Here is a 24,255-nt window from a genome sequence, read left to right on the forward strand (position 1 = left end):
GCCCAGGTCAGAGACCCGAAGGAAGATCCTTTGCAGAACTGGCCGAGTCCTTCTTGTCTTTTTGGGGGCTGCGCATGGCATTCGCGATCGCTGCCGCTGCCTCTTCGACAAGGTCGGCGGGAAGGGATGCAACGAGACCGTCCTTGACGGCCTGCATGACCCGGTTCACGATGTCGCGTTCACCCCGGCCGCGAGCTTCACCGACGGCAATGCGTGTCTCTTCGCTCATCCCAGCGAACCACGCTGTCTGCAATACATGTCCAAGGCACTCCGCAAGTTTCAGTGCGTCGGCCGTCGCATGCATGAAAGTGGATTCAGCTGGGTGCTTATCTTCCGTGCCTGGAGTCCTCAGCGAGAGCACACGCTCGACCTCTCCTGCCCCGGGGCGCCGGTCAAGAGGCGCGCCACCACCGAGCAATGCCCGCCACGCCGCATTGATCAAGCCGTATCGAATGGCGGAGGCGACATGTCCCAGCTCAGCAATGTAGTCGAGAAGCTCGGCTCGGGTGGTGCAATCGCCACCAACACGAAGGAGCTCTTCGCCGGCCCGCCGGACAGCTTCGCTCTGCTCCATGCCGGGTTCGCTTCCGTCCTGGACAGCGAGGGTCTCATTCATCTCTGGCTTCTCCTTGATGGTGCTGGATAGCAAGGCCACCAGGTAGAACGAGCGGGAAGAGAGGATAGCGACGTCACCCTTGTCAGGCGTCGTCTTCGTCGTCGGAGTCCGCCTCCGGGATGCCGAGGAGGAGGCCGCTGAGTTTGCCGAAGATCCACTCACCGTTGGTGAGCGACTTGCCGTTGATCGTCACCGGGTGGACGAGCATAGCGGTGGCGGCGAGTACCGCCAGGGCTGCCTGTCTCGTACCGATGGTGGGGGCGAGCCGTTCATAGAGGCGGTGCAGCTGTGCCGCTCCACGGGCCAGGATCTTGCCCTCGAAGTGCCATTCAGGGGTCTCCTCCCGCTTCTCCTTGAGGATGCTGAGCGCAGCGGGGACATCCTCGGGATTCCAGCTGTTGGGGTAGGCATCGAGCCACTCAATCGTGATGGTCAGCTGGTCGTCGTCCGACGCAGCGGAGGGCTTCTCTGCGGTTGCCTGCGGGATGGGAGCGGGCAGAGCTTCTTTGATCTGGGGGAGGCTGGTGTCGATCGGGCTGCTGTCGAGGACGTTGTAGAAGAGCGCCCGGGTCATGGCCGCCGGGCCGTGGCCCGGAATCTCGTTGAACGGCTTGATTTCCCAGTCGGGGTCTGCGACCGCGCGGTGGGCATGAGTTTCGAACTGGTTGATGGCATGAGTGCTCATGTGGGCGCGCGGAGCCCGAGGGTTCTTCTGCGCGGCTTCGGCTGCTGCCCGGGTCGCCCGCCAGACAAGGCTGTAGATCTCGCCGAGCGTTCGGTGCTCGGCGAGCTTGTAGGCCGCCTCGCTGAGACGGGCGGAGTGGTTCTCCGGGACAGCGGGGAGATGGATTTCTGCCAGCCGGTTGGAGAAGTAGCGCAGGGCTTCCTCAGCGATGAGTTCCTGGGCAGCGGCCAAGAGGTCGTCGTGATGTCCTGCGTGCATGCCGGCCGGGTCCAGGGCGGAGGCAAGGTGGGCGTCGAGTGTCTCTACGGCCTTCCCAGGGCTTGTGCCGTAGGGCGCGTAATAGCGAGCCGTCAGCGGATAGAAACTGCTGGTGAGCTGTGGCGTGGCAACCGCGCCCAGATCGCCCTCAGCCTCGCTCAGGGCGTCCTCGAACGTCTCCGGCACCCAGACGAAGGCTGTGACGGGGCTGGAGGGGTGGATCTTCAGCAGGCCCGCTCGCACCAGCGTTCCCAGGAGCGATCCAATCTTGCTGGTGTCCGGGTGCAGCGGGTCCGGCCAGGCGCTGATTTCGGCGATGGGCGACGTGGAGGGCGCGTAGCGCAGCAGCGCCAGGGCGCCGATCATGTCCCGGACGCCGGCGACGGGCAGTGTGGTGTGCTCCGACGGGAAGACGGCCGCGTATTCCTTCGCAACGCTCTCCTGCTGGGCCTGCTGCCATTGGGCGCGGGCCTCGTCGACGGCTTGCTGCGCCTGCGCCTTGGCCTTGGCGGCTTCCCGCTTGGCCTTGCGCGCAGGATCAAGGACAGCACGTACTGCGAGCAGGAGAGACTCGGTGCACTCCACGCAGGCGGGGTCGTTGCCGTCGCAGACCTGCTGGAACGCGGTCCGGGAGGCGAGACTGAGCGGCCCACCACATTCGGGACACTTCCGTCCGGGGACTACAGCCCGTACGCCAGCCGCCGCGACGACGTAAATCTGGTTACCCCACCCAGCGGTCTCGATGTCCGTTGTCTTCTCGCACCACACGGGTGTGCCGTAATCCGGAGCGAAGCCGGCCAAGGCCCAATAGCGCTCACCGATGGTCACAAGTTCCGCATCGGCCTCGTCGTCCGGGATGACTGCCGGGATGAGGTTGGAGAGGTCATCGACGGTCGGCTGCGGTTCGGGAAGGTCGGTCACGTCACCCACTGTAGAAGCCCCCGCTGACATTGCTGATCGGTTCATACCTGGCCGCTCACCGGCTGCAAGGGGCCATATACGAAGATCGCCGCTTACCGTTGCGCGCACGATGGCGCAGGTCCCTGTTGCGCACGGGGCTGGCTGAACCAGCGACGCCGTGACAGCGCGTGGAGGTGTGCCCGCGGCCGACGGGCACACCTTGGCGTGGCGTCTCAGTTCGGAGAGGGCCCCAACGTGTCCCAAGGAGAGAGAGGTTCGGGGTCCTGGCGCGGAGGTGTCCCGCCGGGGTTGCCGTCGGGGTGCTGGTTGATCCAGCCCAGACCGCCGATGTCGAGTCGGTGGCGGGCCCGGGTGACAGCGACGTATGCGAGGCGGGCTTCGGCGTCGTCGATGTCGCCAGGCAGAGGGTCGCCGTTCTCGTCTGTCTCTTCCTGATCCACCGGCTCGGTGAAGTCCTCGCCGATGCGGACGGAAGCCCATTCTCGGCCCTTGGCCTTGTGGGCGGTGGAGACCACGATTTCAGCGCCCTGCTCGATGGAGAGTTTGTCCACCGCGTCGAGGATGACGTCGACGCCGTGTTCGTCGACGAGGTCGACCAACGGCAGCAGGTCGCGGCCGGACGGGTCGTATTCGGCGTATTCCTGTAGCTCGCCCCAGGACTCGAAGAGGATCAGCTCGGGGTGGGTGCTCCGCTTGCCGGCTTTGAGGTCGCGGGCGGCTCTGGCGAGGGCGCGAAGAGCCTCGCCGCCGCCGACGAGGGCGACGCGGCGGCCTTCCTCCAGCAGGCGCATGACTTCGAGCATCGCGCCGACGTTGGAACGGCACAGGATCGCGTCCGGTTCCTTTACGCGTTCCAGGCGGGTGTTGATCGCCGAGGTGCCGGTCAGCCGGATCGGGGATTCGACGATGTGCAGCCACCGGTTGGCTTCCTCGGCGAGCGCGGAGCCGAAGCGGAAGGACTGGGACAGGGCCAGCTGGGTGCCGTCGAAGGCACTCATCACGTCCCGGGCTCCGCGCCAGCCGTAGATCGCCTGGGCCGAGTCGCCGACCATCACCAGCTGGGTGTGGTTGCGCTGGGCATTGAAGATCTTTTCGACGACGGGGTTGGTGTCCTGGGCCTCGTCGAGCAGCAGGAAGTCCGCTTGGATCCGGGGTTCGGTCAAGGCCCAGATCTTCAGGTAGTGGTCGTGGTCGAAGCGGACGACGCCTTCCTGGGGGTTTTGGACGTCCTTCCACGCCTGGTTGGCGTACGGCAGCACGACGTCTACGAGCTGGGCGTGCAGGTGTTCGGCTTCGATGCCGCGCAGACGCGGGACATGGTGGCGCTGGATGGCACTGTCCGCGGACTGGCAGAAGCGGGTGACTGTCCGCAGGACGGTATACGAGAGCGCCTTGTTGGTGACGTTCCGCTCGCCGATGCGGATGCGCATGTTGACGGCGATACCCAGGGAGGCGCCGGTCTTCCAACCAGGCAGCCGGGGCGCATTCATCCGAGACGCGTACTTGTGGCCCACGGCGCCGAAGGCGAGCGAGTGCGCGGTCTTGCACCGCACGTTGCTGGGGAACTTGCGGGCCGCGTCGCTCGCGATCGACTTGTTGAACGCGATGTACCGGCCGGACTTGGTCGTACTGGCCGCGAGCATCGCCAGCGTCGTCGTCTTCCCGGTTCCGGCGCCGGCCTGCAGAACCAGGTGGTCCCCGCGCCGGAAGGTATCGACGGCAGTGCTCTGTTCATGGGTAGGTGTGGGCATCGTGCTCCTCAAAGGGTGGGTGCGGCTTCATAGCGCAATCGCACGGTGACACACAGGGACGGCTCGCGTCCGGCGATCACAAAATCCGCTGCCCCTTGCGCACTGCCAGCCGGATGACGGCCCATGCTCGGCCGGGCAGCATCGGCACGGCCTGCGCTCGCCCTGGCCGTGTCACACGCTGCCCGGTTGGCTCAGCACAGGTGCATTTGCTCGTAGTCGGGCAGGTCGAAGTGGACCACATTGGCAGCGTCAACGCCCTGCTCGATGACCAGCTCCGCTTCCCGCGCGTTGCGGACGAAGACGCGTGTCACGCGGTGAAAAGACCAGCGGGGCACGGAGGCAGGGTAGGGGCGTACGACACCGTAGAGCTTGCCGACCGCGTACACCGGAACGCCGTAGGCGTATTCTGCGACGGTCTGGTTGTCATGAGGTGCTGCTCTGGCGGACTTCTCCTTGAGCGACAGCGCGGCCACCGCGTCGAGCAGTTCCCGCCACTGCTCGGCGGACAGCTCCGCCCACCACCGCCCGGCGGCCTCCCGTTCCCGACGTTCCCTCTCCAGCCGTTCCTGCTCCGCCTGCCGGGCCTGCTCTTCTTTTTCCCGTCGCTCAGCTTCTAGGCGCTTGCGCTCGGCTTCCAGTTCGATCATCAACAGCCTGTGCCGCTCGCGTGCCTGAGCCTGAGCGGCTTCCTGTTCGATCTTGCGACGGCGTTCTTCTTCCTGCCGCCGGGCTTCCTCCTCCTGTCGCCTGCGTTCTTCTGCTTCCTCTTCCCGCTGCTGCTGTTCCCGCTTCCACGCTTCTTGCCGCTGGCGCCTCTTTTCGTGCCGGGCCTCGGCCGCGGTGGAACGTGCCGTCGTCCAGATCATCCCGCGGCGGGCCATGGCGCCGCCGGGCGTGAGGTAGATACGGCGATACCGCGCCAGGATGGAGTGAGGTGCTATCTGATCGTTCAGCACCCAGCGGGCGAAGACGCCAAGCTCGGTCCCCTTCACCCGGATCCAGGCCCCGCGGCCTTCGTCAAACTGCGCGATGCCGTCGGCCACCGTCCACTCGGTGGCACCCTGCGGGGGTGGCGTGACGCGCACTGCCGGAACCGCGCCCAGCCACGGCACACCATCGTCACGCGGTGAAACCCAGCACACCCCGATTCCTGCGTCGGTGTACCGGCCGGTCCGCTCCCGCAGATCGTCAAGGGTGATCGGGGAGAGCTGAGCTTCCCAGGCCATGCGGCGGCCTCCGTCGGGCGCGGAGGCCATGACGTCGGCTCGCCACGAGCCGTCGGGGGCGCGCACTTCGAGCTCCGCGTGCCAGCCGGAGGCTCGTACCACCGTGGCCAGCTCCAGCTTCAGCAGGTGGTGCTCGACGGACTCGTTCGACAGCTGGCAGTCCGGTGGCCTACCGGGGTTGTGGGCGAAGTACCGTGCCCGGCGCGGAGAGCGCTTGGCGTGGACGCCCCAACCGCACTCGGGGCACGTCAGTGAAACGCGGGGACGGACACGGTAGACCTGCGACCAATCCAACCCGCAGCCCAGATCGCTGCGGGTCGCGTCGAGCCGCCCGTGCTCCGGATGGATCGCGGTGAACGCCATACGCCTCCCATCGGCAACGACCTTGTGCGCGGCCTCCGGTGTGGTCCCACCGGAGGGGCTCCCCACGCTCAGGCCGTGGCTTTGCTCGCTGACCGTCGGGGCCCGCTCCGCATGGGCAGTCTCAGGATCCGTTGCAGGGAGACCCCGTCTTCGGCCCATTGACGCAAGCGGTCCCGGTCGATCCAGTAGACGTGGTGGCGGTCTCCCCAGACGCGCGCGTCGCGGGTGAACGTCCCGTTGGTGACCACGACGGCGATGTCGGCTCCGTGGGCGGGCCCGGCGGTGCCGTTCACCTCATACATCACGCGGGATGCGACCCGGCCGCCGCTGGTGGTGTGCTTGCACTGGGCGACGAACGTGCGCCCCATGGAGTCCTTGCCGATCGCGTCGGCAGCCTGATCACCCTGCCGCCCGACGTGCCGGGCGGCTATCCCGTCTCGGACCATCAAGTCGCGCACCGCGAGTTCGAAACCGGTCGGATCCAGCGCGTCGAGCTCGCCAAGCGTCAACCGCAGGCTCGCCAGCCGGACCGCGCGGGCCCGCTCAGCCGCTGCCCGTCGCCACCACCGCAGCAAGAGCGCCACTCCAGCGCCGACGGCCACCGCAGGCAGCACGTACCAGGCGCCAAAGAGGAGCCCGGCGATCGGCGAGCCGAACTGCACGAGAGCCAGGAACACCACGGCGCGGTCCCTTGGCCTGCGCGGACGGGGAACGCCAGGCCAGGGAATCCGGCGGCTCACCGGTTCTGGGACGAGGAGGAGGCCGGCTTGGGCGAGGAATCGTCCTTGGAGTCCCCGTTGATGCAGCCGTTCAGCCACCCATACAGCAGGACCACGACCACAGCCGCCGCGATCCACGCACCACTCTTCTTCTTCGGCGTCGGGTTCTTCACCCAGCCGCCGCGCCGGTAGTGCATCCCCGGCCTGCCCTTGGACGCCATACGGACCCCCTCCACACCAGCGGACCGCCCTCGTGCAGCCCGTCCTTTACTGATGTAGCAGCCACCACTGACAGCAGATGACGGATCATCAAGTCAACTTCGCATAAGGCACGTTGCTGCTGTCCGGATCCGATCGCGCAGGTGTCCGACCCCTACCGCGACTCCCCCTCACAGCCGGGGCGGTAGTGGGCCGGCTCTCCCCTTGCACTGTGTCCGGAATACGCGGCTGCCCGGAATCGATTGTTCCGTGCGAGGCCATCGAGGTGAACGGGGGAGCCGGTGAACGATCTGAAGCTGTTCCGCGTCGCAGACGGGCATGCGGCCGAGATCCCGGGAGCGGCGGTGGCGCTGGAGCGTCACCTGCAGACGCTGATCGAGCGGAACATGGAAGCGATGCTCGGAATACGGTTCCTGGCGTCCGAGTACGGCACGGGTTCGCGGCACCGGGGGCGGATCGACTCGTTGGGACTGGACGAGTGCGGCAACCCGGTGATCATTGAGTACAAGCGTTCGAATGGTAAGGCGGTGATCACTCAGGCGCTGTCGTACCTGTCGTGGCTGCGGGATCACCGGCACGAGTTCGAGAGCCTGGTGAAGGAGCGGCTCGGCGACGAGGCGGCCGGCTCGGTCGACTGGAGCAATCCGCGCCTGGAGTGCATCGCCGGGGACTTCACGTCGCACGACACGAACGCGCTGGAGGAGATCGGCCGCCGGATCGATCTCGTGAGCTACCGGGACTTCGGCGGGGGCCTGCTGGCTCTGCAGTTGGTCGCCTCCGTGACCGGATCCGCGGCACCATCCCGGACTCCGAGCGCGCCGGCGAACACGAGTGCACCCTCGGAGGGTTCTGGGGGTGGCAGTTCGGTGGTCAAGTCGGTCTGGCAGTTCTACGACGAGTCGCCTCAGTCTCTACGGGACCTGTACGCCGACCTCGACGCCATGTTGATCTCCCATGCCGATGTGCAGAAGGAGTTCCAGCTGCATTACGTCGCCTACCGGCGGATCAAGAACGTCGCGACCGTCCGTGTCCAGCCGCGCAGCCACACCCTCGTGGTCCGGCTTGCGGTCGATCCGGACACGGTCGAGCTTGTCGAGGGCTTCGCCCGTGATGTGCGCAAGATTGGCTGTCTGGGAACCGGCCCTCTCGAGCTGCGGATCCGCTCCCAGGAGGACCTGGCGAGAGCCGGTGACCTCGTCCGGCGAAGCGTCGAAGGCCGCTGACCCAGATGTGCGGGGGCCGGCGTGTATCGCAGCTTCGATGCACACCGGCCCTCGTTTTGCGTGCCTTCAAGGACGGCGGTCTAGCCTCGATCTTTCGTGAGGGTCCGCCGACGGAGTCGGTGGACCCTTTCGCTTTCCGGAGCTGATGCCGGGCAGGCCGGTGGCCCGGCTGTCGCGTCGGGTGGACGCCGGGTTCCACTGCCCGGGGCGGGTGATGCTGTCGCAGGGACGGTGGGTTGCTGGTCAGCCGGGGTTGGGCAGGAGCGCGAGCCGTTCAAGGGCGGTGGTGATCTCGCCGGTCCAGGGCCAGTGCCGGGCGAGGCGGAGAATCCTGCGCCGACCGGTGGTGACGAGCTGGCCGGCTGCGGAGAACAGGCGGAACCGCAGGCGACGCGGTTCCCAGAGCCTCGCCCGGCCGGTCAGCGCGAGCATGGGCATCCAGGCCAGCAGGTCGAGCGCGATCTGGACGATCTCCATCCAGACCCGGTTCTGGGCGGTGTCGTGCAGGGGCAGGTTGCGCAGGCCGGTGGCCCGGGCGGCCCGGATCCGGTCCTCGGCCCTGGCCCGCAGCCGGTGACGCAGCTCGAGCTCGGCGATCGGCCGGCCGGTGGTATTGGTCGCGAAGCACGTGATCCGCATGCCGTCCGCGTCCGTGATCCTCAACTGGGCGCCGGGATAAGGCCGTTCCTTTCGCACGATGAGCCGCATGCCCTTGGGCCAGCCGTGAAGGAGCTTGCCGGTGAGCTCGGCGACCCAGGCCCCGTCCCGGGCCTCACCGTCGGCCTCGACGGCCGGGGTCCAGGCCGAGGCGGGGACCTTCAGCATGTGTTCGTGGATCGCTTCGGTGACCGTCATGCCGACCGAGTAGGACAGCCATCGGCCCCGCTTCGCGAGCCAGGACACGAAGTCGTGGGTGCCGCCGGCGGAGTCCGTGCGGATCAGCGTCTGCCGTCCTCGCCGGTAGCGCTTGGGCAGTTGGGCCAGGGCGAGTCGGGCGGTGGTGATGTGGTCGGCGGCGGTGTTGGAGCCCGCGTTTCCCGGTCGGAGGAGCGCGGCGACGGGCTCACCGGTTCCGCCCGGTCCGTGGTCGACGAAGGCCGTCAGGGGGTGATGGCCGTAGGTCTTCTTCCAGGTCGCGGCCGCGTCCTCCTTGTCGGAGTGGGCGATCACGAGGACGCCGTCGAGATCGACCGTGACCCGGCCGTCGGCATCCGGGGCCGTCTCGCCCGCCAACGACCAGGCACGATGGCGGACTTGGGAGCGTGCGGACCGGACGGCCTGCAGAGCTTTCTCGCCGGATGCCGCGAGGGTGTCGATCAGACGGGAGATGGTCGGGTCGGAGGCGACCGGGCCGAAGACAGCCGGCTCACACCGCAGCGTCGCAACGTCCGCGAGGCAGTCCCCACCCAGTGCGACAGCCAGGGCCACGTCCAGGAGAGCCTTGCCGGGATCGTGGACGGCCCGCGGCTTCCGCCACGGAGCCAGAGCTGCGGATATCGCCTGGTCAAGGCCCGTCTTGCGGACCGTCTCCAGCAGCAGGACCGCACCGGCCTGCGAGACCACCTGCCGACCGTCTCCCTGGACACGGACACGTGGGTACGACGAGATAGGCTCTCTCACCTGGAAAGTGCTCTTTTCCTTGCAGCCAACAGGACCCTCAGCAAGTCCTATCGTTGCAGGTCAAGGGCACTTTCCGTGTTTCTGATCAACTCTTGGACAGCCCATCTCGCGAAAGCGCGAGGCTAGCGTGGTCCGGTCTCATTCTTCGGGTCCTGCCAGTTCGAAGTCGTCCTGCGTCAGGGCGCTGCGGAGGCGCTCTTCCGCGATGTCCGCATAGTGGTCGGACAGTTCGATCCCGACGAACTGGCGCCCCTCGAGCAGCGCGGCGACGCCCGTGGAGCCGGACCCAGCGAAGGGGTCCAGGACGGTGCCGCCGGGCGGACAGATCTTGACCAGCTCCTGCATAACCTCGACGGGCTTCTGAGTGATGTGCACACGGTCCTTCCTCGGCTGACTCGCGGTGTAGAGGCCGGGAAGATAGACGGGGTTGCGGTCGGCATCGACCGGGCCCTTGGTGCCCCAGACGATGTACTCGCATGACTGCTTCAGGCGGCCCTTCTGCGGTCGGGAGACCGGCTTGTGCCAGGACGCGATGCCGCGCCAGGTCCACCCGGCGGCCTGGAGGGCATCCGTCGTCGTCGGCAACTGGCGCCAGTCGGCGAAGACCAGTGCGGCGCCGGACTCGGCGGTGGCCCGGTATGCCTCGGTGAGCAGCAGGCTCAGCCAGAAGCCGTACGAGCGCTGGTCGCGGTTCTCGCCGGGGAAGTTCGCCAGCTGATGCTCGGCGTCAGCGGAGGTGTACTTCGAGCGGGCGGTGCGGCCCGTGCGCTCGGCGCTGGTGCGTCCGCCGCTGTTGTACGGCGGGTCGGTGATCACGGCGTCGACGCTGTCGTCGCCGAGGCCGGCGAGCACGGTCAGTGCGTCGCCTCGGTGGAGGGTGTACGGCATCCGGGAGTTCTCGCTTTCCGGGGTTTCGGTCATGGCGCGCGTTTTCCTTCGGGAGTCGCGCAGCGGTGGCTCCGAGCGGCATCGGGAGCAGCCATTCGGGGCGGTTGATGGGCGGGAGGTTAGCCGGTAATTCCGGCCGCACCCAATGAGCCCAAAGCCACTCTGTCGCACTGAGAACGGGCCGGATCGAGAGGTCGTTTGGTACGGCCGGAAATCGCGTCTACTGTCTCACCGTGTTCGCAGGACGGAGCCCGCCTCCACTCCTGCTGACCTGTGTTGTTCTGTGCTGTCCCGTCCAACGGGGCAGCCCCGGAACCACAGTTGAGGCGTGTTATCGACGAGTGAGGGGATGCATTTCCGATGTGCTGCCTGAGATTACGAGCGCGGCTGGCTGCCGCGCCCCGATGACATCACCGCGATCCGGGAGTTAGCAGCCCCGGATAACGGATTCCTCTCGCTCCTGCGGGAGTTCGGATTCACACCGGCGCGGCGCCGGTGACCTTTTCCACGAGAGACCGGCGCCGCGCCACCACAGTAAGGAGCTGCGAATGCAGCATGCCCAGAAACTCCTATTCCGGCGGTGGCCGTGAAGACGACCGGCGCCGTCGTGGGCCTGGTCGCCACCGGTCCCCTGCTACTGGCCGCCCCGCTCGTCGTCGTAGCCGCCAAGGATGCGGCGGCCTGCACCGCCAGCAGTCCACAGGCTGTGGACAGCGCGGCCGTCGCCCGACAGGTGGAGTCGATCCTGAACGGTGGTAAGGGCGATTCGGTCTCGACCGCGGGTCTGAGCAATCCGGCCGAGCAGATACCGAACGCGAAGACCATCGTCGCCACGGGCATCGCGCTCAAGGTGCCAACGCGTGGACAGGTGGTCGCCCTGGCGACCGCCCTGCAGGAGTCCGGCCTGCGGAACCTGTCGTACGGGGACCGGGATTCGCTCGGGCTGTTCCAGCAGCGTCCTTCGCAGGGCTGGGGCACGGCCGAGCAGATCCAGGATCCCGTGTACGCGGCGACGCAGTTCTATACACACCTCCTGAAGGTCGACGGGTGGCAGCAGCTGACCGTCACGCAGGCCGCGCAGGAGGTCCAGCGCTCGGGCTACCCAGGCGCGTACGCCAAGTGGGAGGACCTGGCCACCGCCCTGCAGTCGGCGATCGCGAAGGCCCTGGGCTCCGCGGATGACGCTGGTGAATCGACCGATACTCCGACCGCTGCCGCTGGTTCCTCCGGCTGCGCGGCCGAGGGCGGGGAGGACGGTGCCGGCTTCGGCACGATTCCCGCCGGGGCGCTGCCGGACGGGTACGAGATTCCCGCCGACGCGCCCGCCAAGGTACGGACCGCGATCCGGTGGGCGCTCGGCCAGCTCGGCACTCCGTACCAGTGGGGTGGCTCGTGCACGGACTCGCACGGACAGGACCCGATGGGGCGCTGTGACTGTTCGTCGCTGATGCAGCGCTCGTACGCCGCCGCCGGCGTGACGCTTTCCCGTACGACCTACACCCAGGTCAAGGAGGGCAAGGCCGTCTCCCTGGGTGCGGTGAAGCCAGGTGATCTGCTGTTCACCGAGGGCACCGCCGCAGCCCCCGATCACGTGGGGATGTACATCGGCTCCGGGCTGATCGTGCACGCGCCGCGCACTGGTGACGTGGTCCGGATCACCACACTCGCGGCCTGGAAATCCCAGGTCCTGGCCGTGCGCCGCATCGTCGCCTGATTACGCGGACCCCAACCGCCCCATTCTCTCTGGCGCTCCGCCGGCCGTCATTCCCCCATTCGAGGGACTGACCCCTCCATGAATCGAACGCCTCACCGCTGCTTCCTGCATGGCCCTCGACTGATCCCCCGGCTCCCCGCCGTGGCTCCGGGGCCGTAACTCCTCGGTTCCAAGGCCGTCGCCTCAGACTCCTCTCCCCCCTCTCCGCCCTGCCCGGGCATCTCCGCATACCTATTTTCGAACTGGAGTTTCCATGAATCTTGCCGACCACGTCCGTTATCTGGCTTATGACCCGGGTGTTACGCCGAAGGAGGGTGGCCTGCCGGGCCTGTCGGTCCTGAAGGAGGTCATCTCCTCGATCAACCTGTTCGGCATCATCGCCGTCGTCGGCGCCCTGGCCGTCTCCGCTGTGGTGTGGGCCTGGGGCCACCACTCCGGCTCGCACCAGGCCGAGGCCAACGGCAAGAAGGGCGCCACGGTCGCCGCCGGCTGCGCGCTGCTGCTCGGCGCCGCGAACGGGATCGTCACCTTCTTCTCCGCGCTCGGCTCGCAGGTCCACTGATGCTGGCGAATCGATCTGCCACGCACGCACGCCCGGGCAGCGCATCAGGAGTGCCCGGCCGGGCCTTGGCCGGGCACGCGGTCCTGGCCGTCCTCACGGCGGTCGCCGGGCTGATCGCGTATCTCACCCGCGATGGCAACAGGGTGGCCCAGCCCTCCGCCCCGAGCGCGACCGGCTCGGCGACCGCAACGGCAAGCGCTGCACCATCCCCGTCAGCCTCTGAGCCCGTCGGCAAGGGCTCGGTGGCCGAGCCGCCGAAGACAACCGACCCGGTGGTCTTCGGCAAGGCATTCGCCAAGGCCCTGTGGTCCTACGACGCCCGCACGCTGTCACAGCCGCAGCAGCTGGCCGGGTTGAAGGCATGGATGACCAGCGAGAAGAAGTACGCCGACTGGTCCTCGGTCAGCGCCCAGCTGCCCACGAAGGATCTGTGGAAGCAGCTGCGGACGAACGGCCAGTACGCCACCGCCCGCATCAGCGAGGGCCACATCCCGACCGCGTTCACGGCCGCACTCAACGACAACCCGGGCGCGATCACCACCGCGTACGTCTACGCGGTCACCGTCACCGGCACCCAGTCCATCGCCTGGGACGGCGGCGGAGCTGGTGCCGAGTCCCGCTCGATCACGCTCGCCGTCCAGTGCCGCCCCCACGAGCGCTGCGCGCTGTCCGGCATGGCCCCGAGCGTCAGCCCCTGACCCCGCACGAGAAAGAAAGGAGGCATCTGCCATGGCCGTGAACGTCTGTGAACTGCCGCTGATGTCCAGCGTCTGCGACAGCGTCACCAGCGGGGTCGGCGACGCCATCACCGACGGTATCGGCGCCTGGATCGCCAAGTCGACCGGCGAGCTCGCTGCTTCGGCGGCCGACCTCGCCGCCGAGGGCATCAACGCCACCACCACGGTGAACCTGAACGCGTCCTGGTTCCGCGACAACTACGAGCTGCTGCTGCCGATCGGGCTGATCCTCACAATCGGCACCTTCTGCCTGGCCCTGATCCGGGCCGCCTGGCGCCGCGACAGCGAGTCGCTGTTCGACGCGCTGAAGGGCACGATCGTGGGCGTCTTCTTCGCCTTCACCGCGATCGCCTTCACCACCGTTGCCCTGACCGTCGTCGATGCCCTCTCCGAGGGGTTGTTCACCCTCGCCAAGAGCAGCATCTCCGACGCGGTCCGCCGCGTGGTCCTGGTCAGCCAGTTCGGGCAACTGGGCGGACTGGGCTGGCTGGTCCAGGCAATGGTCGCCCTCGGCGCCGCCATCGGAGCGTTCATGTACTGGGGCGTGATGGTCTTCCGCAAGGTCGGCATCCTGATCCTGGTCACCTTGGCGGTCTTCGCCGGGGCCGGAGGCGGCTGGGAGGTGGCCAAGCGCTGGCGGCGCGGCTGGATCGAGGCCACCGCCACGCTCGTCGTGTCGAAGTTGCTGATGACGATCGTGTTCCTGACCGGTGTCTCAGCCATGGGCAAGGCGGATGCGAAGGACGGGTTGTCCGCCCTGTCGGATGCGATGGCCGGCATCGTCGTGCTCGCCCTGGTGATGCTCACCCCGTACGCCACGTACAAGTTCGTGCATTGGGCCGCCGATGGCGCAGGCGGCGAGGACCTGCACCGCTCGGGGTCCTCCGGCGTCGTCACCGCCGCCAGCGGCGCAAAGACTGCCGGGCAGCTCGCTGTCCAGGCCGGCACCGGCACTCCCGCTCCGCAGGGCCCTGCGAGCGTACCGGGCATGGGCTCGGGCGGGGTCGCCTCCGGGATCGACCCCACCGGCGGCAACAGCAGCACCGGTACGCCGAAGCAGGTCCGGTTCCGCTACGGCGAGGATCCCAACGCCACCGGCGACAAGGGCACTCCGCTCATCAAGCGCCCGCCGACCGACGGTGACCGGGGCCAGCCGCTGATCCGGCGCCCCGGACAGCAGGCCGCGGCGAACGCCCCAGCATCGTCAGGCTCCGCGGCAGCCGAGGCACCTGCGGGCCCGCAGCCACAGGGGCCGGCGACTCGGCTACGGCCTCCGGCCGCGCAGGGAGGCGCGGCCTCGTCCGGCGCTGGTCCCGCTCCGCAGGGCTCGGCGATACCGCAGCAGTGGGTCTACCCCAACCCACCGCAGGGCGGTTCGCGCTCCTAGCCCTGGTTGATGGGGGCGGGCCGCCCCGACGGCGGTGGCCCGCCCCCTCCCTCCCCTTCCATCTCTGCACTTCGTTTCAAGGACGGCTTCGCCATGCTCTCCGACACCTCACCAGCCGATGCCCCGGCCACGGTCAAGTTCCCGCACCGCTCGCGGCGCGGCGTGCTGCTCGGCCTGACTACCGCCCAGCTCGTCGTCGTGGCCGCCACCGGTCTGCTGCTGCTCGCGGTCCTGCTCACCGCCGGCGTCACCGGAGCACTCAAGCTGATACCGGTGTGGGCGGTGATCGCGGTCGCGGTCTTCGCCCGGCACCACGGCCGCTCGCTCGCCGACTGGTCCCCCATCGTGCTCCGGTACGCCCTGCGCCGTGCCCGCGGCCAGTTGCTCTGGCTCGCCAGGCCCTCCACCCGGCCGCGCCGCGAGGGCTTGCTGCACCTGCCCGGCACCGCCGCCTCGCTGCGCGTGGTCGCCTCCCCGGACCGCCGCGTCGGCGCCATCCACGACCCGCATCGGCAGACCCTGACCGCCGTCGTGAAGATCTCAAGCCGGGCCTTCGCGCTCCTCGATCCGGCCACCCAGAACGCCAACGTCGCGGGATGGGGCCGAGCCCTCGCCGCCCTGGCCCGCACGGGACAAATCGCCCGCATCCAGGTCCTGGAGCGCACCGTCCCCGACTCCGGCGACGCGCTCAACCGCTACTGGGAGGACCACGGCCGCCCCGACACCCACCTCGCCGGCCCCGTCTACGCCGACCTGCTGGCCGCCGCCGGACCCGCTGCCGCGCCGCACGAGGCGTACGTCGCCCTGGCCCTGGACCTCAAGGCCGCGCGACGGCTGATCAACCAGGCCGGAGGAGGGCTCACCGGCGCCTTTGCGGTCCTGTCCCAGCTGACGGCAACCTTCGATCAGGCGGCCCGCAACGCCGGACTCACCCCCGCCGGCTGGCTCACCGGCAGCGAGATCGCCGCCGTGGTGCGCACCGCGTACGACCCCGAGGCGTCCGCGGCGCTCGACCGCTGGTCGGCCTCTGGACGCCCGCAGGCCGACCCGGCCGCCGCCGGCCCCGTGGTCCTGGTGGAGAAGGCCGACCGGATCCAGACCGACACCGCGCACCACGCGGTGTTCTGGATCGAGAACTGGCCCCGGATCGAGACCAGCCCCGGGTTCCTGCACCAGCTGCTGTTCGCCTCCGGCGTGCGCCGCGCCCTTTCACTCACCTACGCGCCCAAGGGCCTCGATGCCGCGCTGAGGGACGTCCAGCGCAAGAAGGCCACCGTGATCGCGGATGCGGCCGAGCGGCAGCGCAAGGGCCAGGTCGACTCCGAGGAGGACTCGGTCGAGTACGCCGATATCAAAGCGCGTGAGCGGCAGCTGATCGCCGGCCACGCCGATGTCGCCCTGACCGGTCTGCTCACCGTCTCCGCCGAGAGCGACGAACAGCTCAACGCCGCCTGCGCCGCCGTCGAGACCGCCGCTGTCGCCGCGCTGGTCGATCTGCGCCGTCTGACCTGGCAGCAGGCCGAAGCCTTCACCAATGCGGCCCTCCCGCTGGCCCGCCCGTAGCGCTCCGTCCTCTCACCCGCACCTCGCCGAAGGGCATCGCCATGCTGACCCCGCAGCCGCCGCTGCCCGACCTCGCCCCGGATTTCGTGCCGTTCGCCACCGCAGCGCTCGACTTCCACCGCAGCATCAACGTCCCCGCCGGAACGGTCGCAGCCAGCCGCGCCGAGCTGGACTCCCTGCACTCCCATCTGATCTCCCTGCACGGCCTGTTCGACGCCCACACCACCCGCACCGCCGTGGTCGCCGAAGCCGAGGGCGACCACCTGCGCGCCGTACGGACCCGGCTGTGGCAGGCCGCCGAGCACCTCCACGCCGCGTATCACGCAGCTCCCCGCCCCTCCACTGGCCAGACGCCGGCCCCGGAGGCGTGCCGGGCGGGGCTTCCCGAGGGTGCCCCGGAGCTGTCGATCTGCCAGCGGCATCTCGCCACCGCCGCCCGGGTCCGTCGCCAAACGACCCCGGCCGAGCTGCACGACCCGTTCACCGGCCTCATCCGCCACTGACCACCGCCCGAGGAGTTCTTGCCCCATGGCGATCCGTACGCGCGCCAGCGCCAGCCCCCTGTTCACCCCGCGCAAGGCCAGCCGCGCCACAGCTCGCGCCGCGCGAGAAGAGTTCGCCGCCGCCCGCCACACCGCCCGCCACGCCGCCCGGCCCGAGACCCGCCCCACCGCTCCCGGTACCGACCCGGACCTGCGGGCCACCTACCCCACCTCGGGAAGGCCCGGCCCCGCCTCCGCCCGAGGCGGCCTCCTCAAACTGCCCGCACACCGGATGACGACGGCCACCGCCAGCGGCGCGTACCCCTTCCTCGCCGAAGGCGGACTCGGCGCACAGGGCATCTACATCGGCCGCGATGTCCACGCCGAAGCCGCGTTCACCTACGACCCGTTCGCGTTGTACGGGCGGCTGGAGGGCTTCACCAATCCGAACATCCTGCTGGCCGGGATCATCGGCATGGGCAAGTCCGCCCTCGCCAAGTCCCTCGCGGTACGCGCCGTTGCCTTCGGCTACCGCATCTACGTCCCCTGCGATCCCAAGGGCGAGTGGAAGCCGTCGCCCAGGCCCTCGGCGGCAGCACCATCGCCCTCGGCCCCGGCCTCCCAGGACGGCTGAACCCGCTCGACGCCCCTGCGAAGCCGTACGGCATCAGCGAGCAGGACTGGAAGGGCGAGGTCCGCAAGCGCCGTCTGCTGCTGCTCGGCTCCCTCGCCCGTACCGTCCTGCGCCGCGACCTGCACCCGATGGAGCACACCGCGCTCGACGTCGCCCTCGACCAGGTCGTGGGCGCCGCCGAGGCCGTCGGCGCCACGCCGCTGCTCGGCGACGTCGCCCACGTCCTGGGCACACCGGCTCGGCTCGACGCGGCCACCGGCGAGCTGTCCGGGCGGCTGGGCCAGGCCGCCGAAGACCTCGCGCACGCCCTGCGCCGACTCGTCCACGGTGATTTGGCCGGGATGTTCGACGCCCCCTCCACGGTCGCCTTCGACCCGGCCGCGCCGATGCTGTCCATCGACCTGTCCCGGCTCGGCGGCGCCGGTGACGACACCGCCCTCGTCCTCGCCATGACCTGTGCCTCGGCATGGATGGAGGCCGCCCTCGCCGACCCCACCGGTGGCCGGCGCTGGGTGATCTACGACGAAGCGTGGCGGGTCATGCGGCACGTCGCCCTGCTGGAGCGCATGCAGTCGCAGTGGAAGCTCTCCCGAGGACTCGGCATCGCGAACCTGATGGTTATCCACCGGCTGTCCGACCTGCTGACCGCAGGCGACGCCGGATCGCGGGGCCGTGCACTCGCCGAGGGCCTGCTGGCCGACTGCTCCACACGGATCATCTACCGCCAGGAAGCAGACCAACTCGCCACTGCCGCCACCCTCCTGGGCCTGACCGGCGTCGAGACCCAAGCCGTCTCCGCCCTGACCAAGGGTCGCGGCCTGTGGAAGGTCGCGGGCCGGTCCTTCATTACGCAACACCTCCTCCATCCGCGCGAACGCGAACTGTTCGACACCGACGCCCGGATGAACTGAAAAGTCAGTGAGTTCACTCCGGCTGACGGTTTCTCGACTCTCCAATACCACTGCGGAGATGCGGCGTTGAAGGCGCGTGAAGGCGTGGGTTCCCACCTTGGGATTCCGCCATGACCCTCGTCATCGGCTCCTCGGCCGGTGCGCTCAACGCTGTCGCCTTCGCCCAGGATCCGACGGCAGAAGGGCTCGACCAACTGCACCAGCTGTGGACGCGCGCCCGGCGCGGTGACGTGTTCCCCCTGCGCCTGCTCTCCCTCGTCACCGGACTGACCGGGCTGCGCGACAGCCTCGCCGAGCCGGACCGGCTGCGCGCCCTGATCGAACGCGGCCTGCAAGTCCACAATCTGCGCGACACCAGGATTCCCGCGCACGTTGTCGCCACCGACGCACAGTCCAGCGCACCCGTGGTGCTCTCCGCGGGGCCCGCCGTGGACGCGCTGCTGGCCAGCGCTTCCATTCCCGGAGTCCTGCCGCCAGTCGCCCGCAATGGCCAACTCCTGGTCGACGGGAGTCTCTCGGCCGACATCCCGATCCGGCAGGCCGAGGCGCTCGGCGCCACCACCAGCTACGTACTGCCCTCTCTTCTGACAGCCGAGCCGCAGACCCCGGTCACCGGGGCCCTGCCGATGCTGATCCGGACCATCGGAATGATGCTCGGGCGAACCTCGGCCAGCGATCTCACGGCCGCACAGGGCGAGGTTCACATGCTGCCAACCCCCTGCGTACGGAGCGGACTCAACCCTCTGGACTTCCGCCACGCAGCAGAACTGATCAGCCTCGGCTACGACACCACCCGCACCTGGCTGGCCGACCGGTGCAAGCACGCGTAACAACTCGGACCGAGCCGCCATCGAGCCACCAGGTACCCGGCGCCGCAACCGCTCCCCGCACTCACTGAGCGGTGACCTGTCGGCCCCCTACCGCACATTCCCGGCCTCCCCAAACGCCTCCACGTCCGGATCCTCGACCACACCCCTCACGCCGCACGCCTGTGCCCGAATCCCGCGTCCCGTTGCACCACAGGAGGTCCCAGCATGCCCGAGCCCATCCCCGCCATCCGTATCGCCCGCCGCCCCACCAGCGGCGTCACCGCAGAAGGCGGTGACGCATTCGCCGCCACGCTCCTGGAACGGGCCGGATTCATCCCGCAGTCCTCGATCCGCCAGTCCTGGTACCGGCTCCACTACGACATGGGCGAGGACTACGAGAACGAAAAGGCCACCTACGCCTACGAGATGCTCACCGCCGCCCGATACCCGGTGGTCATCGACCCCTCGCTGCTCCTGCGCAATGACGACATCGGCACGGCTCCTCTCGTCGCCACGCACGCCGCCTACAACCAGACCCTGAGCACGCTGATCAACGAGATCGTCCACGCCGACGAGGCCGTCGAGGTTGCCGCCCTCCTCTACGTCCTCACCGACGAAAGGATCGGCATGCTGCCCGCGCTCCGCGAAGTGGTGGAGAAGGCCGGCTTCTGGGTCGACGGCCTCGGCACCCCGCCGCTGGCGGAACGGTTGCGCGAGGCCAATCGCGCCCTGCTTGACGCCACCGTCGGTATCCATCACACCGCCGACGCGCTGCTCGCTCTCCCCGAAGACCGCCAGCGCCGTCCCGTACCCCAGTGGCTCCTGCGCATCCAGGCCGCCCAGGCGCGGACGGCCACCGGCCATGCCCCGGCCAGCCCCGGCTCCGACGAGGCCGAGCCGCCGCCTCCGGCCGCCCCGCAGCCACCGCGCCGTACGCGCTGAACTCCCACCCCTCCCCCGATCGAACGCAGACCCACGCGTGCCGGGCTCCGACTCCGCCTTGGACATCACCATCGCCCGCGACCGGCAGTGCGCCGTCACCGGGACGGCAACACATGGCAGAGCCGCCACCCGCCACCGTCCCGGCGGTCTCTGTCCCGCCGACCTCCGCACCGGGCCAGCCGCGATGCCGCCGACCTCGCCGACGCCAGAAGAGACACCCTCATGGACGACCCGCACATAGTCATCGGCCACCACCCAGATCTGGGCATCGTGGCCGCCAACCGGCACAACACCCCTGTCATCGACCACGTTCTGCGGCGCGTGGGCTTCGAGCCCGTTCCTGGCCGCCGCCAGCTGTACGCGCTGGCCGAGCCCGAGCGGGACGGGATCCGCCGTACCCGCCAGGCCGTGCAGAGCCTGCGCATCGTGCGCTATCAAGTGGCTGTCGACGCTGATTTCGAGCCCGACTCGCTGCCGCCACGGCCCTCCCAGAACCGCCACCGCGATCGCGCCGAGAGTCTGTCCGGGCCGTACGCACATGCTCGTGCCCTCGCCTCAGACATCGCTTCCGGCCGCCTGGTGCTCCTCGATCAACTGCGGGATCCGGAAGGCACCTTGCGTGCGGTCGGTACCTACCGCGCCACGGGCGAGGGCGTCCTGCTCTACGGCGAAGGTGACCTGCGGTACGTCGAGAGTCGGCACGCGGATACCGACCGTGCGCTCGCGGCCTTCGCATACGTCCGCGGCAACGGCCGCCCCGTGCCGCCGCCGGAGCCGCGAACACGGGCAGCCACCGCTGTCTCGCCCGCCCGCTCGACCCTGCGCCACCCGGTCCGTGCGGCGACCGACACCCCGGACAGCCGCTCTCCGTCCGCACCGCCGGCTGCCGGACTGCGGGCGCCAGGGCGCCGCTCCCGCTGATCAGCACCTCCGTTCCCAGAGCCCCAGGAGCACACTGCGATGGCAAACGAACCCGACGTCGCCTTCGGCCTTCACCCCAAACTCGGACCCGTGGCGGCCGTCTCCGACGGACTGTCGCAAGCCGAAGCCGCACTGCGCGCCGTCGGCTTCGACCACCACAAGCAGCTGGACATCTTCGTCCTCCCCAAGGGTGCGGACCGCCGCACGATGGTTCAGCTCATCCGTGACCTGCAAGCCGTCGGGTACACCGTCGCCGCCGACCCCCATCTGCAAGAGCCGCCGCAGGTTTCGAGCATCCGCGCGCTGACATCCCGGGTCATTCAGGCGCAGCATGCGTCCGATGTCGCCGATGTTTTCAACGACCTCCTGGACGACCGGGGCGGCGTCATGCCGGAGTTGCACCAGCTGCTGGAGGCCAGCGCCGAGTGGTGCGAGCGGCGCCTCGGCGATGAGGGCAGCGACCTCGCCCGCATCTGCCGGCGCCTTGGCCACAAGATCGCCGAGCTGAGCGTGGAGCTGGGCTTCACCGGCGCCGACTTCCTCGACCTCGACAGCCCCCTGCCGCTGCGGCCTACGAACACGGGGCTTCCCCAGCAGAACAGCCGGGCTCACGCCGCGACCACCGTCTCGCCCGCGCACTCCGCCATTTCCCGGCCGGCGACAGCCGACAGTCCCGCGCCATACCAATCGCCCCAGGCTCCCTCTGCCCCGCCCGCCCCCAGCCGATAACAGCCCTATATATAAGGAGCGCGTTCCGTGCGCCTCGAATCCCACATCGCCTTCGGCCCCCATCCCGACCTTGGTGTCGTCGCCGAAGTCGCCCCCGCCAACCCCTACACCGAGACCGAGCAGGTCCTGCGCAAGCACCACTTCCGTCGGCACCCGGATTCGGGGCTGTACTTCCTGCCGAGCGACGCCCCCTACAACCGGGTCCTGCGTGCGGTGACCGGCGCCGCCCGCGTTCTGCAGGACGCGGGCCTGTCGGTGGCAGCCGATCCGCGCCTCATGGTGCCCCCTCCCGTCCCGCAGTCGCCCGACACGCCCGCGCGGAAGGCCGTCCCGGCGCAGTCTCTGACCGCGCTGACCGCCGAGCTGCACACGGCCGACCGTGCGATGGATGCCGCCGAGATCCTTCAGGAACTGCTGGACGAAGACTTCGGCGCCATGGGCGAACTGGAACAACTCCTCACCACCACGGCCACCTGGTGCGAACGCCTGGACGCCGACACCGGGCTCGAACTCGGCTCCCGGCTGCGCACCATCGCCAACCACATGGCCTTCCTCGGCGACCGGGTAGCCGACGTCGAAGGCGACCTGGCGGTCATGCCGAACGTGATCCCCGCCGACGCCCCACCGCTGGCTACCACTCCCACCCACCCGCACGAAGACCTCCTGCCCAGGTACGGGGCTCGTGCCCAGGCGGCCGTGGCCGCATCCCCGCACCGGCCGGCCCACTCGCCTACCACTGCAACACCGCCCTCGGCAGCAACGTCTGCGCCGTCCGGTCCCGCCCGAACGCACTGACCGCCCCGACCGCCCCGACCCGTTCACCACCTCACGAAGGAGCACCACCGCCATGGCCGTCAAGACCAAGTGGACCATCGACCACCACCCGTGCGGTCACACCACGACCGTCGATCTCTCCGACCGTCCCGCCGACCGCCGCGCCGGCTACGCCCGCTGGCTCGCCGGACGGGACTGCTCCGACTGCTGGAAGGCCAGCCGCGACAACGACGCCGAGGAGAAGGAGACGTGGCTGGAGAACAAGCGCGCCCAGGAGCAGGCCGAGGCCGACAACTGGGCCAAGCAGTACCGGATGCCGCCGCTCGACGGGACCGACCGCGCGGTGGCCTGGGGCAGCCGCTGCCGTCACCAGCTGATGGCCGCCGCCTACACCGCCCTCGTGCTGGAAGGCGACACCACGGAACCCGAGTGGGAGGCCCTCGAAGACACCGCCCGCACCGTGACACGGGCCGGGTGGTGGATTGATCAGAGGGAGGCCGAGCCCGGCGATCTGCCGGAACTCCTCCAGGCTGCCAGCGCTTCTGACCGGCCCACCGAGAACCCGTACGCGTAGCGCTCGGCGCCGGACTCTCTATCACCCCGATCCGGCCTGGCCAAGCACCGGTTTCACCGGATCCTGCACTTCCCAGCCGAGCCACACCCTTCGACCGAAAGCAACTGTCGTGCCTGAACCCCTGATCACCATTGCCATCGAGCCCAGCGGCCGGGTCAGCGCCCGCGGCGCCGACGCCCTGGCTGCCACCCTGCTGCGGCGGGCCGGATTCACCGAGATCAACGACTGGCACGGGCTACGCCATCGGATGCCGTTGGCCAGCTCGAGCGACGAGCGAGTGGCTGTTGCCGGGTACGCGGCGCAGATGCTTCGTGCAGCCCGCTACCGGGTCGACATCGACCCACAGCTGGACCCCGACCCGCCCCAGGCGCCCACCCCCACAGATCCCCTCGGGCGCTACAGCGTCGGCCGTGCAGTGCTCGACCTGACCGACCAGGTCAACGCCGCCACCACCGCCGGACAGGCAGCCGACGCCCTGGACCAGATCCTCGACCCTGCCGACGGCGTACTGATCCGCCTTCAGGAGGCCCTGGAAGCAGCGGCCGAGAAATGCAACGACTTCGACGAAGACGGCAGCAGCTTCGGCCTGAGTGACCGTTTTACCGCCGCATCCGAGCAGCTGACCCAGGTCGGCCATGATCTCGACAGCGCCGCCTTCGACTTCCGCGCTTTGGAACCGGCCTCACCGCCCCAGCAACCCCGGGAAGGAAGTCAGCAGGCCCAGGTCACCACCTACGACGAGATGGCTGTCACCAGCGCCGCCCGCGCCACCTCACCGGCCACCCGTAACACCCCCGCCAGCGGCAGGCAAGGGGCCGCCCCGGACAGCACCGCTGCGCCGTCCGGGGCCCAGCCCACCCGTCGTGCCCGCTGACTTCCAGAGCTCTGTCGTGAACAGCCCGGAGCTGCCCCGATCTCGTCCCGAGCCGGTGCCGCACATGCCATCGTCCGACGGCCGTCGCCAGCGATGCCGCTGCCTCCGCCCCGGCCGCAATGACACCTCACGCCGCCTCCCCCCCCCCAGCCG

General features: G+C 69.3%; 22 protein-coding genes and 1 pseudogene. 15 read left to right on the forward strand and 8 right to left on the reverse strand.

Features of this window, described 5'->3' with window-relative positions; genetic code table 11:
* Positions 1–7 precede the first annotated feature (7 nt).
* From ACFF45_RS20005 to ACFF45_RS20030, 6 genes are all read right to left on the reverse strand, one after another.
* Positions 8–616 carry a hypothetical protein gene (locus ACFF45_RS20005; protein ID WP_381347770.1) on the reverse strand — a complete coding sequence of 203 codons (609 nt, stop codon included), beginning with the start codon at positions 614–616 and terminating at the stop codon, positions 8–10.
* 82 nt (positions 617–698) lie between these two features.
* Positions 699–2,480, reverse strand: coding sequence for a hypothetical protein (locus ACFF45_RS20010; protein ID WP_381347771.1), 1,782 nt, complete (start codon positions 2,478–2,480; stop codon positions 699–701).
* Between the two features lie 212 nt (positions 2,481–2,692).
* Positions 2,693–4,231, reverse strand: coding sequence for a UvrD-helicase domain-containing protein (locus tag ACFF45_RS20015; RefSeq protein WP_381347772.1), 1,539 nt, complete (start codon positions 4,229–4,231; stop codon positions 2,693–2,695).
* 191 nt (positions 4,232–4,422) lie between these two features.
* Positions 4,423–5,820 carry a competence protein CoiA gene (locus tag ACFF45_RS20020; RefSeq protein WP_381347773.1) on the reverse strand — a complete coding sequence of 466 codons (1,398 nt, stop codon included), beginning with the start codon at positions 5,818–5,820 and terminating at the stop codon, positions 4,423–4,425.
* A gap of 68 nt (positions 5,821–5,888) precedes the next feature.
* Positions 5,889–6,500 carry a restriction endonuclease gene (locus ACFF45_RS20025; protein ID WP_381347774.1) on the reverse strand — a complete coding sequence of 204 codons (612 nt, stop codon included), beginning with the start codon at positions 6,498–6,500 and terminating at the stop codon, positions 5,889–5,891.
* 56 nt (positions 6,501–6,556) lie between these two features.
* Positions 6,557–6,760: a hypothetical protein gene (locus ACFF45_RS20030; protein WP_381347775.1), complete on the reverse strand. Its 204-nt coding sequence runs from the start codon at positions 6,758–6,760 to the stop codon at positions 6,557–6,559.
* A 279-nt stretch (positions 6,761–7,039) separates the two neighbouring features.
* On the opposite strand from ACFF45_RS20030, the gene ACFF45_RS20035 reads away from it, so the two are divergent.
* Positions 7,040–7,981 carry a transporter gene (locus ACFF45_RS20035; protein WP_381347776.1) on the forward strand — a complete coding sequence of 314 codons (942 nt, stop codon included), beginning with the start codon at positions 7,040–7,042 and terminating at the stop codon, positions 7,979–7,981.
* A 243-nt stretch (positions 7,982–8,224) separates the two neighbouring features.
* Here ACFF45_RS20035 and ACFF45_RS20040 read toward each other — a convergent pair whose 3' ends face one another.
* Together ACFF45_RS20040 and ACFF45_RS20045 are read right to left on the reverse strand one after the other, a co-directional pair.
* Complete coding sequence (locus ACFF45_RS20040; RefSeq protein ID WP_381347777.1) at positions 8,225–9,601, reverse strand: IS1380 family transposase; 1,377 nt, start codon at positions 9,599–9,601, stop codon at positions 8,225–8,227.
* Between the two features lie 138 nt (positions 9,602–9,739).
* Positions 9,740–10,489: a DNA-methyltransferase gene (locus ACFF45_RS20045; RefSeq protein WP_381347816.1), complete on the reverse strand. Its 750-nt coding sequence runs from the start codon at positions 10,487–10,489 to the stop codon at positions 9,740–9,742.
* Positions 10,490–11,075: 586 nt separating this feature from the next.
* Here ACFF45_RS20045 and ACFF45_RS20050 point away from each other — a divergent pair.
* The 14 genes and pseudogenes from ACFF45_RS20050 to ACFF45_RS20115 all read left to right on the forward strand — a co-directional run bounded on the left by ACFF45_RS20050 (position 11,076) and on the right by ACFF45_RS20115 (position 24,102).
* Positions 11,076–12,203 carry a C40 family peptidase gene (locus ACFF45_RS20050; RefSeq protein WP_381347817.1) on the forward strand — a complete coding sequence of 376 codons (1,128 nt, stop codon included), beginning with the start codon at positions 11,076–11,078 and terminating at the stop codon, positions 12,201–12,203.
* A gap of 253 nt (positions 12,204–12,456) precedes the next feature.
* Complete coding sequence (locus ACFF45_RS20055; protein WP_230215745.1) at positions 12,457–12,765, forward strand: DUF6112 family protein; 309 nt, start codon at positions 12,457–12,459, stop codon at positions 12,763–12,765.
* Positions 12,765–13,463 carry a hypothetical protein gene (locus ACFF45_RS20060; protein WP_381347778.1) on the forward strand — a complete coding sequence of 233 codons (699 nt, stop codon included), beginning with the start codon at positions 12,765–12,767 and terminating at the stop codon, positions 13,461–13,463. The genes ACFF45_RS20055 and ACFF45_RS20060 overlap by 1 nt, the downstream gene beginning before the upstream one ends.
* Before the next feature lie 37 nt (positions 13,464–13,500).
* Entirely contained in the window at positions 13,501–14,889 is a 1,389-nt protein-coding gene (locus ACFF45_RS20065; protein ID WP_417801366.1) for an SCO6881 family protein, read from the forward strand.
* A 93-nt stretch (positions 14,890–14,982) separates the two neighbouring features.
* The gene (locus ACFF45_RS20070) at positions 14,983–16,452 is read left to right on the forward strand and encodes an SCO6880 family protein (protein ID WP_381347779.1); all 1,470 of its coding nucleotides are present in this window, start codon (positions 14,983–14,985) and stop codon (positions 16,450–16,452) included.
* 41 nt (positions 16,453–16,493) lie between these two features.
* On the forward strand, positions 16,494–16,955 hold the full coding sequence (locus ACFF45_RS20075) for a DUF6238 family protein (RefSeq protein ID WP_381347780.1): 462 nt from the start codon (positions 16,494–16,496) through the stop codon (positions 16,953–16,955).
* A 25-nt stretch (positions 16,956–16,980) separates the two neighbouring features.
* Positions 16,981–18,479: pseudogene (locus ACFF45_RS20080) on the forward strand (putative type IV secretion/conjugal transfer ATPase).
* Positions 18,480–18,589: 110 nt separating this feature from the next.
* Complete coding sequence (locus ACFF45_RS20085) at positions 18,590–19,309, forward strand: patatin-like phospholipase family protein (RefSeq protein ID WP_381347781.1); 720 nt, start codon at positions 18,590–18,592, stop codon at positions 19,307–19,309.
* 204 nt (positions 19,310–19,513) lie between these two features.
* Positions 19,514–20,230, forward strand: a complete 717-nt coding sequence (locus ACFF45_RS20090; RefSeq protein WP_381347782.1) for a hypothetical protein — start codon at positions 19,514–19,516, stop codon at positions 20,228–20,230.
* A gap of 222 nt (positions 20,231–20,452) precedes the next feature.
* Entirely contained in the window at positions 20,453–21,151 is a 699-nt protein-coding gene (locus ACFF45_RS20095; protein WP_381347783.1) for a hypothetical protein, read from the forward strand.
* 90 nt (positions 21,152–21,241) lie between these two features.
* Entirely contained in the window at positions 21,242–21,880 is a 639-nt protein-coding gene (locus ACFF45_RS20100) for a hypothetical protein (RefSeq protein ID WP_381347784.1), read from the forward strand.
* A gap of 27 nt (positions 21,881–21,907) precedes the next feature.
* A complete protein-coding gene (locus tag ACFF45_RS20105; protein ID WP_381347785.1) occupies positions 21,908–22,675 on the forward strand; it encodes a hypothetical protein in 768 nt (255 codons plus the stop codon).
* 52 nt (positions 22,676–22,727) lie between these two features.
* Positions 22,728–23,228 carry a hypothetical protein gene (locus ACFF45_RS20110; protein WP_381347786.1) on the forward strand — a complete coding sequence of 167 codons (501 nt, stop codon included), beginning with the start codon at positions 22,728–22,730 and terminating at the stop codon, positions 23,226–23,228.
* Between the two features lie 109 nt (positions 23,229–23,337).
* Positions 23,338–24,102 (forward strand): hypothetical protein, encoded by a 765-nt coding sequence (locus ACFF45_RS20115; RefSeq protein WP_381347787.1) that lies wholly within the window; start codon positions 23,338–23,340, stop codon positions 24,100–24,102.
* Positions 24,103–24,255 lie beyond the last annotated feature (153 nt).

Source organism: Streptomyces cinereospinus (genome assembly GCF_042430725.1).
GTDB classification, from domain to species: domain Bacteria; phylum Actinomycetota; class Actinomycetes; order Streptomycetales; family Streptomycetaceae; genus Streptomyces; species Streptomyces cinereospinus.